16 protein-coding genes are annotated in these 11,348 nt (G+C 60.4%); 10 read left to right on the forward strand and 6 right to left on the reverse strand.

The window, feature by feature from the left end; genetic code table 11:
• The coding region (locus tag AC6RA8_RS17420) for an aconitase family protein (protein ID WP_500354359.1) at window positions 1–277 on the reverse strand (277 nt) is incomplete at its 3' end.
• A gap of 56 nt (window positions 278–333) precedes the next feature.
• Window positions 334–444 carry an isopropylmalate isomerase gene (locus AC6RA8_RS17425; protein ID WP_189370022.1) on the reverse strand — a complete coding sequence of 37 codons (111 nt, stop codon included), beginning with the start codon at window positions 442–444 and terminating at the stop codon, window positions 334–336.
• A 71-nt stretch (window positions 445–515) separates the two neighbouring features.
• Between AC6RA8_RS17425 and AC6RA8_RS17430 the strand changes: the two genes are divergently transcribed.
• Window positions 516–1,925, forward strand: a complete 1,410-nt coding sequence (locus AC6RA8_RS17430) for a mechanosensitive ion channel family protein (protein WP_500354361.1) — start codon at window positions 516–518, stop codon at window positions 1,923–1,925.
• On the forward strand, window positions 1,922–2,587 hold the full coding sequence (locus AC6RA8_RS17435) for an MBL fold metallo-hydrolase (protein WP_500354363.1): 666 nt from the start codon (window positions 1,922–1,924) through the stop codon (window positions 2,585–2,587). The genes AC6RA8_RS17430 and AC6RA8_RS17435 overlap by 4 nt, the downstream gene beginning before the upstream one ends.
• A gap of 36 nt (window positions 2,588–2,623) precedes the next feature.
• Here the strand turns inward: AC6RA8_RS17435 and AC6RA8_RS17440 are convergent, their stop codons facing one another.
• Together AC6RA8_RS17440 and AC6RA8_RS17445 are read right to left on the reverse strand one after the other, a co-directional pair.
• Entirely contained in the window at window positions 2,624–2,842 is a 219-nt protein-coding gene (locus tag AC6RA8_RS17440; protein ID WP_472729151.1) for a helix-turn-helix domain-containing protein, read from the reverse strand.
• Window positions 2,839–3,372: a hypothetical protein gene (locus tag AC6RA8_RS17445; RefSeq protein WP_500354365.1), complete on the reverse strand. Its 534-nt coding sequence runs from the start codon at window positions 3,370–3,372 to the stop codon at window positions 2,839–2,841. Before AC6RA8_RS17445 ends, AC6RA8_RS17440 begins: the two co-directional genes overlap by 4 nt.
• Window positions 3,373–3,441: 69 nt before the next feature.
• Between AC6RA8_RS17445 and AC6RA8_RS17450 the strand changes: the two genes are divergently transcribed.
• The 3 genes from AC6RA8_RS17450 to rlmH are packed head-to-tail and all read left to right on the forward strand — an operon-like array spanning window position 3,442 to window position 4,945.
• On the forward strand, window positions 3,442–3,957 hold the full coding sequence (locus tag AC6RA8_RS17450; RefSeq protein ID WP_500354367.1) for a hypothetical protein: 516 nt from the start codon (window positions 3,442–3,444) through the stop codon (window positions 3,955–3,957).
• 37 nt (window positions 3,958–3,994) lie between these two features.
• A complete protein-coding gene (gene rsfS / locus AC6RA8_RS17455; protein WP_500354384.1) occupies window positions 3,995–4,462 on the forward strand; it encodes a ribosome silencing factor in 468 nt (155 codons plus the stop codon).
• Between the two features lie 12 nt (window positions 4,463–4,474).
• A complete protein-coding gene (gene rlmH, locus AC6RA8_RS17460; RefSeq protein ID WP_500354369.1) occupies window positions 4,475–4,945 on the forward strand; it encodes a 23S rRNA (pseudouridine(1915)-N(3))-methyltransferase RlmH in 471 nt (156 codons plus the stop codon).
• A 92-nt stretch (window positions 4,946–5,037) separates the two neighbouring features.
• On the opposite strand, the gene AC6RA8_RS17465 is transcribed toward rlmH, so the two are convergent.
• Together AC6RA8_RS17465 and AC6RA8_RS17470 are read right to left on the reverse strand one after the other, a co-directional pair.
• A complete protein-coding gene (locus AC6RA8_RS17465; protein WP_500354371.1) occupies window positions 5,038–5,394 on the reverse strand; it encodes a hypothetical protein in 357 nt (118 codons plus the stop codon).
• Between the two features lie 36 nt (window positions 5,395–5,430).
• Window positions 5,431–6,129, reverse strand: coding sequence for a DUF599 domain-containing protein (locus AC6RA8_RS17470; protein WP_500354373.1), 699 nt, complete (start codon window positions 6,127–6,129; stop codon window positions 5,431–5,433).
• A gap of 84 nt (window positions 6,130–6,213) precedes the next feature.
• Between AC6RA8_RS17470 and AC6RA8_RS17475 the strand changes: the two genes are divergently transcribed.
• The 5 genes from AC6RA8_RS17475 to AC6RA8_RS17495 all read left to right on the forward strand — a co-directional run.
• Window positions 6,214–7,662, forward strand: a complete 1,449-nt coding sequence (locus tag AC6RA8_RS17475) for an FAD-linked oxidase C-terminal domain-containing protein (RefSeq protein ID WP_500354375.1) — start codon at window positions 6,214–6,216, stop codon at window positions 7,660–7,662.
• 58 nt (window positions 7,663–7,720) lie between these two features.
• On the forward strand, window positions 7,721–8,836 hold the full coding sequence (gene glcE, locus AC6RA8_RS17480; protein ID WP_500354377.1) for a glycolate oxidase subunit GlcE: 1,116 nt from the start codon (window positions 7,721–7,723) through the stop codon (window positions 8,834–8,836).
• A 20-nt stretch (window positions 8,837–8,856) separates the two neighbouring features.
• Window positions 8,857–9,189 carry a hypothetical protein gene (locus tag AC6RA8_RS17485; protein WP_500354378.1) on the forward strand — a complete coding sequence of 111 codons (333 nt, stop codon included), beginning with the start codon at window positions 8,857–8,859 and terminating at the stop codon, window positions 9,187–9,189.
• A 1-nt stretch (window position 9,190) separates the two neighbouring features.
• The gene (gene glcF / locus AC6RA8_RS17490) at window positions 9,191–10,504 is read left to right on the forward strand and encodes a glycolate oxidase subunit GlcF (RefSeq protein ID WP_500354380.1); all 1,314 of its coding nucleotides are present in this window, start codon (window positions 9,191–9,193) and stop codon (window positions 10,502–10,504) included.
• A gap of 89 nt (window positions 10,505–10,593) precedes the next feature.
• Window positions 10,594–11,348, forward strand: a 755-nt coding sequence (locus tag AC6RA8_RS17495) for a trypsin-like serine peptidase (protein ID WP_500354382.1), incomplete at its 3' end; no start/stop codon positions are given.

The raw sequence follows: 11,348 nt of genomic DNA on the forward strand, positions 1-11,348 counted from the left end.
CGTTCTTGTCGAGGGCTGCGACCTGAATGGCGCTGTCCTCGGTCATGTTCTTGGGATCTTCGCGACCGGGCGTTGTCGGTACGTTGTGATCCGGCACGGCGATAGTCTTGTCCGGGGCGCGAACGGGGCGGTTTGCCATGCGCAGCCCTTCGAAGGCTTGGGGGCTGGTCACTTCGTGTACGAGGTGGCGGTCGATATAGAGCAGGCAGGTGCCGTCTTCGGCCTCGTGGGCGACGTGGGCATCCCAGATTTTATCATAGAGTGTCTTGGGGGACATGGTTGGTCCTCTCCCTTGGATTGGCTGTATTCGAGATGGATGAGGGATGGGCAGCCTTATAGGCGCGCCAGCACCGTGTGCGTCGCCCCGAAAAAGCGTTCGCGCAGACGTGCGCGGTCATCCATGTCAAAGAGGCGGGTCATATTTGCCAGATAGCGGGATTCCATGTGCCGATCAAGCAAGGTGCGATTGATCGTGTGCGTCTGGCATTGCATGCTGCCGATAACGGAGGGCGGGCATGACCACGCATACGGACGGCAGCGGCAATGATATTGCCAATGCGCTGAGTTCAGCGGCCGAAGCTGCCGTGGCTGGACAGTCCGCGGAAGGGCAAACCCTGACCGAGATTGCCTGGTCACTGCTCATGACAATGTTCGGTTATGCCGAGAGTTTCGCCATGTCGCTGTTGCGTCCGTGGGTGGCGTATCAGTTGGGGATGGCGCTGGCGGTCTTTGTGCTGGCCCATTTGCTGCGTCACTGGTTGGGGCCACCCATTCGCAACTGGATGGGCACGCGCGAAGGCTGGCCCAAGTGGCGGATGCGTGTGCTTGTCGTCGTGCACCAGCGTTTGCGCGCGATGTTCTTTGTCGTCCTTATGTGGATGCTGGTCTGGATTATGCGCGAGGCGACGTGGCCGTCGCGGTCCTATATCCTTGGCCTGATTGCCACCCTTGCCACGGCATGGCTGCTGGTGGCATTTGCGACCCGCCTGATCCGCTCGATCTTCTTGCGCCGCCTGGTGCGGTATGGCGCATGGATTTATGTCACCCTGTACGTTCTTGGCATCGTGGACGAGGCGTCAGAGGTGCTGGACGCCGCCGCGTTCTCAATTGGTGACATGCGCTTTTCGGCACTTCTGGTGGTGCAGGGCATTGTGGTTGTCGGGTGCCTTTTTGCGTTGGCGCGGTTCATCACTGTCACAACGTCGAACCGCGTTCAGGCGAACGAGGATATCTCGCCCTCGATGCGGGTGCTGATCGTCAAGGTCGTGCAGATCGTATTCTATGCCATCGCCTTCTATGCCGGGGTGCGGGCGCTGGGTATCGACCTGACCGGGCTTGCCGTGCTGTCGGGTGCCATCGGTGTGGGTCTGGGTTTTGGTCTGCAAAAGGTGGTGTCGAACCTTGTGTCCGGGGTCATCATTCTGCTCGACAAATCCATCAAACCCGGCGACGTGATCAGCCTTGGTGACACGTTTGGGTGGATCCAGACACTGGGTGCTCGATACGCTTCGGTCGTCACGCGCGATGGCCGTGAATACTTGATCCCGAACGAGGATCTGATCACCGGGCAGGTTGTCAACTGGTCTCATTCAAATGAATTTGTGCGCCTGGATATCTATTTCGGCACGTCTTATGGCTGTGATCCGCATCAGGTGCGGAAACTCGCGATTGAGGCAGCCAAGGGGGTAGAGCGCGTTTTGTCTTCGCGCCCGCCTGTCTGTCATATCGTGGGGTTTGGCGACAGTTCCGTCGACTATATCCTGCGCTTCTGGATCACGGATCCCACCGGGGGTCTAACCAACATCCGCGGCAATGTGTATCTGGCGCTGTGGGATATTTTCAAGGAAAACAACATTTCCATCCCGTTCCCGCAGCGCGAGGTGCGGTTGTTGGGACAAGGTAGTGACGAGGGCGAAGGTTCATGATTCAGCTTGGGGAAGGGGCGTGGCAGATTCCGGTCATGCCGCGCCAGTCGGTGAATTGCTATCTGTTGGGTGATGTGTTGGTCGATGCCGGTGTGAAGCGGTCCGGTCCCAAGTTGCTACGCGCGCTACGCGGTAAGGCGATGTCGGGTCATGCCCTGACCCATGCCCACCCTGATCATCAGGGCGCCACGGCAGAGGTATGCCGGGCGTTGAACCTGTCGCTGATGTGCCACCCGGCGGAACGGGAGGCGGCAGAGACGGGGTACGTTCTGGGCTCGTTTCCCAAGCCTAAGTCGCTGATGGCGCGGATGCAGCAGAGGTTCTTTGCTGGAGAAGGACACCCCGTGGCGCGGACGCTGACCGAAGGGGACCGGGTTGGCGGGTTCGAGGTGATTGAAACGCCGGGGCATACCAAGGGGCACATTTCGTTCTGGCGTGCGTCCGATGGGGTGCTGATCGCGGGCGATGCAGCGGTTGGCATGAATCTCTTCACCACTGCGCCGCGCCTGGGGTTGCCCTTGGGGATCGCGACCTGGGACATGGACGCTGCGCGCGCTTCGATCCGCAAGCTGGCGGCGCTGGGGCCGAAGCGGGTCGCGTTCGGGCACGGTCCGGCGGTGAGCGGAGATGCTTTCGCAGAGTTTGCGGCACAACTGGGTTAGCGATTGCCTCGAGTCTGACGGCGCGCTGAAGTGCCGTCAGGACGTATCGGGCGTCGTAGCCTCCAACAAGTCGCCCGGTTGACAGTCCAGCGCTTCGCATAGCTTGGCCAAGGTTTCAAAGCGTATGCCTTTGACTTTGCCGGATTTCAGCAGGCTCAGGTTTTGTTCGGTGATGCCGATCCGGGCCGCAAGGTCGCGGCCCTTCATCTTGCGCATGGCCATCATCACGTCGAGGCGGACAATGATTCCGGTCATACGAATTCTCTGTTTTCTGCCATCAGTCGGGCTGCTTCCGACTGGATGTATCCAAACAAGGTCAGCAGGCAGGCCGCCAGAATGAGGAACATGCCTGTGCCGTCAATCGCGATGGAGAACGTGCGCTCGCCCGCAGGGTTGTTCCAGGTCAGGGCCAGAATGATTGCGGTGTGGCTAACAATCTCTACAATTGCGAGTGCAAGCAGCCCCTGACCGATGCGGATCACGCGGCGGGCCGTATCGCCTTGAAACGTCTCGCCATTTGCGCAGGCTGCCAGCCAGCCGCGCACGCACCAGAGCACCCAAAGCAACAAGGCGTAGGACGCGATTTCGATTGTGCGCCAAAGCGTGATTGCCCAGGCGCTGGGCGTTTCTGGGAAATGCCGGGTGTCATATTCCTCGCGCAGGTCGGCAACCGACAGCCCCCCATCCGCGATGGCAATGACGGCTGCAACGACCAGCAGAACAAGCAGGCCAATCGTTGCCCATTCGAATTGTCGGGCACGTCGGGCGATCAAAGTGTCTTGCATTGATATTTCCTATTTGGCTACTAAAATTTAATGTAAAACAATAAAAAATGATTCGAAAGGACAAATTTTATGAAAGATGTTCTGTTGGCTCTGTCCATTTGTCTTGGCGCCTGTACCTCGATCGTGCCCAGCACACTGCTGCACCTTCGGGGGCTGGATCCACTATCCGCCGACCCCTCCGACATTGCGTTACAGGTTGACCTGCCCGACGGCGTGGCCCTGTTGCCGGGGTCGGGCACATTGGATCTGCGCGCCGCGCGCAGCGAGGGCACTGAAACATCGGGCAGTTTTCCGATTGAAATGGCAGAGGGCGTATTGCAGGTGGCCCCGGCAGCACATGCGGATCTGCGTAGTCTTCAAGCGGAAATCAGGGGTTGGAAGGCTGCTGATCCCGATGGGACCAAGGGCAGCCTGAGCGTTGACTTTGAGCCTTGCCGGCTTGGCGCCGCCCTGCCCGAAACAGGCAATGTGTCCATTTACATTCGGCTTGCCGCAGACGGCCCCTTTCTGCCCCTTGTGAAGGGCGCGCCCATCGACAAAGCGCTGGAAAGTGTTGCACAGGACCCTCTGAAACCCTGTCCGTGACTGCGTTTCATTGAAATGTCATGCGCGCGTTGTTACGATCAAGCTATCCCGGCGCCGGGGATGTGTCGGCGCGCTGACAAAGGAGGACAATGTCCTGTCATTCTCTGCTGACGCGGTTCAGACCGCCGATGGAGCCGCGGCTGTGATGGCCGCCCCCAAAACGCAAGCCACAAGCGATGGTATTCTTGAGGCTGTGCTGTCTTCCCTCAACGATGACAAAGCCGAAGATGTTGTGCAGATTGATCTGCGCGGCAAGACCGCCATGGGTGACTACATGGTGATCTGTTCGGGTCGGTCGTCGCGCCAGGTGGCAGCGATCTCGGAAAAGCTGGTGGAGCGGCTGAAAGCCAAGTTCGGCATCTCGACCCGTGTTGAGGGCAAGGATACCGGCGACTGGGTTCTGATCGACACGGGCGATGTGATCGTTCACGTGTTCCGGCCCGAGGTGCGTGAGTTCTATCAGCTGGAGAAGATGTGGCAGCCCGGCGCTGCTGCAACCAACTGATTCCGCGCGCTGATGCGTGTGCATATCTGTGCGGTGGGCCGCCTGCGGGGCGGTCCCGAGAGCGATTTGGTCAAAGACTATGTGACCCGCTTTGACCGCACCGGCCGGGCGCTTGGCCTTGGCCCCCTGACCTTTACCGAAGTGGACGACCGCAAGGGCGGTGGCATGGCGGCGGAAGCTGATCTTTTGCGCCGTGCGTTGCCCAAGGGCGCCGTGCTGTGTTGCCTGGATGAGCGGGGCAAGGTCGAGACCTCCCCCGCTTTCGCCAAGCGGTTGAGCGGATGGCGAGACAATGGGCGCGGCGACGTGGCCTTTGTCATCGGCGGGGCGGATGGAATTGATCCGAACCTGCGGGCTGAGGCGGATCACCTGCTGTCTTTCGGGGCGATGGTCTGGCCCCACATGCTGGTACGTGTGATGTTGACTGAGCAGTTGTATCGGGCTGCTTCGATACTAGCCGGATCGCCCTATCATCGGGTGTGATCCAACGGCCGCTGCGCGACGCGATTCATTTCTTGTTGACGAGGGGCTCTGCCCCTCGAGCTCCCCGAGGTATTTCCAGCCAGAAGAAGGGCTTAGTCTGTTGGAAGTGCGACGATTATCGTGCCTTCGTTCCAACCTACAGGCAGGTCGCGGGCCTGGACCTGCACCTGTGTCGTGCCTGACGGAATGGTGACGCCGCTGAGGCTGCGGGTGAAGGGTTGTTCGTCGACATGGGGGTGGTGGAGCACCCGCATCCCCAGTTCGTTTCCGTCCATATCCAGTACACGCCAGCCATCAGCGTAGTGGTCCCATCCGGTGTCGGGGTGGCTGATGGTGACGGAAAAGCGGTAGGTGTCCGTGCCCGTTTTTGCGATGTCGACATTTTCGATCACCGGTTCTTCGGCTAAGGCGGGGGCTGCGATCAGCAGCAGGGGGATTAGGCGTTTCATGTGTGCAGGCTATGGTCTGGTTGCGTCGTTGTCATGTCACGTGTCCGTGCCCAGCAGGATCGTGCGCGAGTTCGAGGCGAATTCACGGCGCCAGATGACCGCGAGGGTAAAGAGTGTTGCCGTGATCAGTGTCATGGGTCCTGCCAACCAAGTGACGCAGGCCAGCGCAAAATAGACCGAGCGCAGGCCCCGGTTAAAGGACCGCGCCGCGGTGATGTTGATTTCGGCCGCTTGGGTGGCGCGGGGGGTGCATGCCGGATCAGATATGTCATTGGGTACTGCGGCCATGACCACGGCCGCGTAGCCGAACAGTCGGTTGGCCCAGACGAATTTCAGGAATGCGTTGGTCAGGAACAGGGCGACCGTCAGCATCTTGGCCTCCCACACGAAGGCGGGGGTGTCCATAAGGACCAGTTCGTTCGCAATCCCCGTCAGCCGTTCTGCGTTGCCGATCAACGCCAGTGTCCCGCCGATTGCGATGACCGAAGTTGAGGCAAAGAACGCCGTGCCTTGCCGCAAGCTGGCCACGACTTGTGCGTCAAAGATCCGCGGCTCGCGCGTGATCATCTGCTGCATCCATTCGCGGCGGAACCCAGCCATGATTTGCGAGGTTGAGGGGTGCTTCGTTCCGGGGTGTTCGATCCGCCATCCGATGACCAGCCAGCCCAGTATCAAGAAGCCGAGGGCGCCGTAATCAAGCGGTGCAAAAAGAGCGATGCGGTCAAGCCATGTCATGGCTGCGGTCTTACACCGCAGGGATTCAGATTGCATCCCGGTCAAATTGGTCATATTATTTTACCAATCACCGGAGGATGCCCCATGGAAATGCCCGTTCCTGATTCTGATGTGCTGGCGCGCAAGGCGCGGGTGGTAGAGCGTTTGCGGGATGTCTTGCCTGCCGATGCCGTCATTGATGATCCGGCAGAAACACGGGCCTACGAGTGCGATGCTCTGACCGCCTATCGGTGCCCGCCGATGGTGGCGGTGCTGCCCTCGACCACGGCGGAGGTGTCTGATGTGCTGCGCATCTGCCATGATGAGGGTGTGCCTGTTGTGCCCCGTGGGTCTGGGACGTCGTTGGCTGGGGGTGCGCTGCCCACTGCCGATTGCGTGATCCTTGGTGTTGCCCGCATGAATGATGTGATTGAGACCGACTATGACAATCGCATCATCCGGGTGCAGACAGGTCGGACCAATCTGAGCGTAACGGGCGCGGTTGAGGCGGACGGGTTCTTTTATGCGCCGGACCCCTCAAGCCAGCTGGCTTGCGCCATTGCAGGTAACATCGCGATGAATTCGGGCGGTGCGCATTGTCTGAAATACGGTGTGACCACCAACAACCTCATGGGCGTGACCTTGGTTCAGATGGATGGCACGGTTGTCGAGATCGGCGGCGCGCATCTGGATGCCGGTGGCCTGGATCTGCTGGGCGTGATCTGCGGCTCCGAAGGTCAGTTGGGCGTGGTGACCGAAGCGACGCTGCGCATCCTGCACAAGCCAGAGGGCGCGCGTCCCGTCTTGATGGGTTTTGACAGTGCTGAAGTGGCTGGGGCCTGTGTGGCCGATATCATCAAGGCCGGTGTCCTGCCTGTCGCCATCGAGTTCATGGACAAGATGTTGATCGAGGTCTGCGAAGACTTTGCGAAGGCCGACTATCCGATGTGTGGGGCGCTGCTGATTGTCGAGGTTGAGGGATCGGATGCCGAGATCGACGCGCAGCTTGCCCTGATCACGGACATTGCCAAGCGGCACAACCCGGTTGCCCTGCGCGAGAGCGCGTCCGCCGATGAAAGCGCGCGCATCTGGGCTGGGCGCAAGGCCGCGTTCTCAGCCATTGGACGCATCAGTGACTACATGTGTCTGGATGGCACGATCCCCGTGTCCGAACTGCCTTACGTCCTGCGTCGCATTGGCGAAATGTCCGAGAAGTACGGCCTGCCGGTAGGCAACGTGTTCCATGCGGGTGACGGCAATATGCATCCGCTTATTTGCTATGACGCGAACAAGCCCGGCGATTTGGAGCTGTGTGAGGAGTTCGGGGCCGAGGTCCTGAAGCTTTGTGTCGAGGTTGGGGGTTGCCTGACCGGTGAGCACGGTGTCGGGATCGAAAAGCGCGATCTGATGACCCATCAATACGCACCTGCCGATCTGGAAGCGCAAATGGCGGTGAAGGACGTGTTCGACGCTAAGTGGCTGTTAAACCCTGCCAAGGTATTTCCGTTGGCAGTGTCCGAGCCGCGGCGCGGTGCAGCAATCGCAGCGGAGTAAGGGGCCAGCCCCTTTGGCCTGACGGCCTCACCCCCGAAGTTTATTGGGCAAGATGAAGATGAGCAAAATGAAAACCGAAGATGAGGTGGCCGCCGCTGTTTCCGCGGCCAGTGGGCCATTGGCTGTGCGTGGCGGTGGAACGCGGTCGGTGGGTCGTCCTGTCGTTGGTGAGGTTCTGGATGTGTCCAGCTTGTCCGGGGTGACGTTGTATGAACCGGGAGCGTTGACCCTTGTGGCGCAGGCCGGAACGCCAGTGGCCGAGATTGAGAAGACGCTGGCCGCTGAGAACCAGCGTCTGGCCTTTGAACCCTATGATCTGACCGGTCTTCTGGGCACGTCCGGGGCATCAACCATTGGCGGAGTGATTGCGACCAACGCAAGCGGTCCGCGTCGTATCATGGCGGGTGCGGCACGCGATTTTGCCCTAGGGGTACGGTTCGTTGATGGGGCGGGGCAGGTCATCAAGAACGGTGGCCGCGTGATGAAGAACGTCACCGGCTATGATCTTGTCAAACTGATGTGCGGGTCCTGGGGCACGCTGGGTATTTTAACCGAAGTGAGCCTGAAAGTGCTGCCCGGTGTAGACGCGGTGACAACACTCGTGATTGACGGTTTGGACCCGGCACGTGCAGTCGACGCGATGAGCCGCGCGCTTGCATCGCCCTTCGAGGTGTCGGGTGCTGCGTGGACCCAAAATCAGGTCTGGTTGCGCCTCGAAGGGTTCGAAAGCTCGGTCGCGTATCGTGCTGGAGAGTTGAAGGGCCTTCTGTCTTCGTTTGGTGACATCGCGGAAATGGAGGCGGACTGGCGAACCGTGCGCGACGCCGTTCCATTGCACGGAGCGGAGGCCGTCTGGCGCATCTCGGTCAAACCCAGCGATGGTCCAGCGGTGATCAGCGCATTGCCGGACGACTGCGATGCCATGATGGATTGGGGCGGTGGTTTGATCTGGGCCGGTGTATCCGGTAGCGACATTGCTGCAATCCATGCGGGCGTGCAGGCGGCTGTGGCTGAATTAGGTGGTCACGCGACGCTGATCAAAGGCCCGGAAACCGTGCGCACCGCTGTGGCAGTCTTCCAGCCGGAGGCACCCGGTGTCGCCGCCCTGTCTGCCTCCTTGCGTAAGCGGTTCGATCCCAGAGGTATATTCAATCCGGGATTGATGGCCGCGTGATGCTTATCCTTTTGTTTATCATGGCTTTTGTGGTTGGTCCGGCCCTGTTCTTTGCTTTGGACGGTGTGGTTGGCAGGCACTGGCCGCTTGCGCTGGTCGCTGCGGTCCTCGTGCTGGCCAGCTTCGTTTTGCGGAGCGAGGCCAGCCTAGCCTTTTCGACCGACCTCACCCGCACGTTTCTGAGCGTGCTGTTCATCTGGCTAGCCTGGGTGCTGGTCATGGTCCTGGCCGCGCGTGCCGTGCGTCAGGCCCTTCCATCCCTTCGAGCGCGGCGTTTTGTCCGTGTGGCAGGTGCCATGGGCACCACCGTCCCGTGGTTCGGCTTTGCCGCGGCCCAAATGATCGCGAGATAACATGCAAACGACATTCACCCCGGAACAGTTGAACGATCCGCAAATCGAACGGTCGAACGAGATTCTGCGCAATTGCGTGCATTGCGGGTTTTGCACAGCCACGTGTCCCACCTACCAGGTGCTTGGAGATGAGCTAGACAGCCCGCGCGGGCGCATCTACCTGATCAAGGATATGCTCGAAAATGATCGGGATCCGGACGAAAAGGTCGTCAAGCACATTGACCGCTGCCTGTCCTGTCTGGCCTGCATGACGACCTGCCCTTCGGGTGTGCACTACATGCACCTGGTTGATCATGCCCGCGAGTACATCGAAAACCGCTACAAACGCCCCTTTACCGACCGTGCGCTGCGCTGGATTCTGGCGCGTATCCTGCCGTACCCGATGCGGTTTCGGGTGGCGCTGCTGGGGGCCAAGATTGGCCGCCCCTTTGCGCGCCTGATGCCGGACGCGCGCCTGCGTGCCATGCTCGAAATGGCCCCGGACTACATTCCGCCCGTCAGCCGAAACGACGATCCACAAAGCTTTGCGCCCGCGGCCGAGAAAAAGATGCGGGTCGCCCTGATGACCGGCTGCGCGCAGAAGGCGCTGAACACTGACATCAACGACGCGACCATCCGGTTGCTGACCCGGTTGGGCTGTGAGGTTGTGGTGGCCGAGGGGGCAGGATGTTGCGGGGCGCTCACCCACCACATGGGTAGGGCGGGCGAAAGCCACGCCACGGCGGCCAAGAACATCCGCGCGTGGGTGACCGAGATGGACGGCAAAGGCCTCGATGCCATTGTCATCAACACGTCGGGCTGTGGCACCACGGTCAAGGATTATGGGCACATGTTCCGCAATGACTCGCTAGCCAAGGATGCGGCGCGGGTTGCGGACATCGCCATGGACGTGAGCGAGGTGCTGATGAAGCTGGATCTGCCTGAAGGGCAGGCGCAGGATATGACGGTCGCCTATCACGCGGCCTGTTCCCTGCAGCACGGCCAGCAAATCAAGACCTTCCCGAAGGACCTGTTGAAGCGTGCCGGCTACAAGGTGGTCGAACCGGCAGACAGCCACCTGTGCTGCGGATCGGCGGGCACATACAACCTGATGCAGCCGGAGATTTCCAAGCAGTTGAAAGAGCGCAAAGTGCGTACCTTGGAGGCCAAGAACCCTGATATCATCGCTGCCGGGAACATTGGCTGCATGATGCAGATAGGGTCGGCAGCCGGCGTACCCGTTGTGCATACGGTCGAGTTGCTGGATTGGGCGTCCGGAGGGCCACGCCCCCCTGCTTTGGATCGGTATCCAAGCGATGTTCCAATTTTGCGCTAAATTGCATCTTTGCCCTAATTTTGCCGCCATTGCCGCCTAGACCGAACCCACCCCCTTGGGATCGGAGAGTTATGAGTATGCGCCGATGGATGGCCCTTTCATTTGCGGCCTTGGTTTTGGCATCGACGGCACTGGCACAAGATGCGCAACTGCGTCGACTTGAGTCGGGCGCGGATGCTGCTGGCTGGGAAGCGGTTGGGCGTCTCAACATTGGCGGTACCGGCTTTTGCACGGGTGCGTTGATTGCGCCAAATCTTGTCCTGACAGCTGGGCATTGCCTGTTCGACAAAGCCTCAGGTGAGCGCATTGATCACACGCGGGTCGAATTCCTGGCCGGTTGGCGTAACGGACGTGCGTCCGCGTACCGCAATGTACGCCGGGCTGTTGTGCATCCCGACTACACCTATGTTGGGCACGTAGGCTCGAAAGCGGTGCGCAACGATTTGGCCTTGCTCGAGCTTGATCACCCCATTCGCGACGGCAAGATCATCCCGTTTGAAACAGCGGCGCAGCCACGACGCGGCACAGAAGTCGGCGTGGTCAGCTATGGCACCGGACGATCCGAAGCACCGTCACTGCAAGAGCTGTGCCGCGTGTTGGCGCAGCAGGACGGGCTTCTGGTGACATCCTGTTCTGTCGACTTCGGCAGCTCTGGCGCCCCCATCTTTGTCATTGACCAGGGCCGTGCGCAGATCGTGTCCGTGGTGTCGGCCAAGGCCGAGGTTGAGGGCGAAGCGGTATCGCTCGGAACGTCACTCGGGACGCCTTTGGCCCTCTTGCAAGCCGAGTTGGTGGCGCAGCGCGATGATGTCAGCCCACGTATCCTGGGCGGTATGCGCCGCGA

It is taken from the genome of Tateyamaria sp. (assembly GCF_059783535.1).

Coding starts and splice junctions, on each gene's coding strand:
- AC6RA8_RS17450 (WP_500354367.1), top strand. CDS start 3,442: ATGAAAGATGTTCTGTTGGCTCTGTCCATTTGTCTTGGCGCCTGTACC.
- AC6RA8_RS17440 (WP_472729151.1), bottom strand. CDS start 2,842: ATGACCGGAATCATTGTCCGCCTCGACGTGATGATGGCCATGCGCAAG.
- glcE (WP_500354377.1), top strand. CDS start 7,721: ATGAGCAAAATGAAAACCGAAGATGAGGTGGCCGCCGCTGTTTCCGCG.
- glcF (WP_500354380.1), top strand. CDS start 9,191: ATGCAAACGACATTCACCCCGGAACAGTTGAACGATCCGCAAATCGAA.
- AC6RA8_RS17475 (WP_500354375.1), top strand. CDS start 6,214: ATGGAAATGCCCGTTCCTGATTCTGATGTGCTGGCGCGCAAGGCGCGG.
- AC6RA8_RS17465 (WP_500354371.1), bottom strand. CDS start 5,394: ATGAAACGCCTAATCCCCCTGCTGCTGATCGCAGCCCCCGCCTTAGCC.
- AC6RA8_RS17445 (WP_500354365.1), bottom strand. CDS start 3,372: ATGCAAGACACTTTGATCGCCCGACGTGCCCGACAATTCGAATGGGCA.
- AC6RA8_RS17425 (WP_189370022.1), bottom strand. CDS start 444: ATGGAATCCCGCTATCTGGCAAATATGACCCGCCTCTTTGACATGGAT.
- AC6RA8_RS17430 (WP_500354361.1), top strand. CDS start 516: ATGACCACGCATACGGACGGCAGCGGCAATGATATTGCCAATGCGCTG.
- AC6RA8_RS17485 (WP_500354378.1), top strand. CDS start 8,857: ATGGCTTTTGTGGTTGGTCCGGCCCTGTTCTTTGCTTTGGACGGTGTG.
- AC6RA8_RS17435 (WP_500354363.1), top strand. CDS start 1,922: ATGATTCAGCTTGGGGAAGGGGCGTGGCAGATTCCGGTCATGCCGCGC.
- rlmH (WP_500354369.1), top strand. CDS start 4,475: ATGCGTGTGCATATCTGTGCGGTGGGCCGCCTGCGGGGCGGTCCCGAG.
- AC6RA8_RS17470 (WP_500354373.1), bottom strand. CDS start 6,129: ATGACATGGCTTGACCGCATCGCTCTTTTTGCACCGCTTGATTACGGC.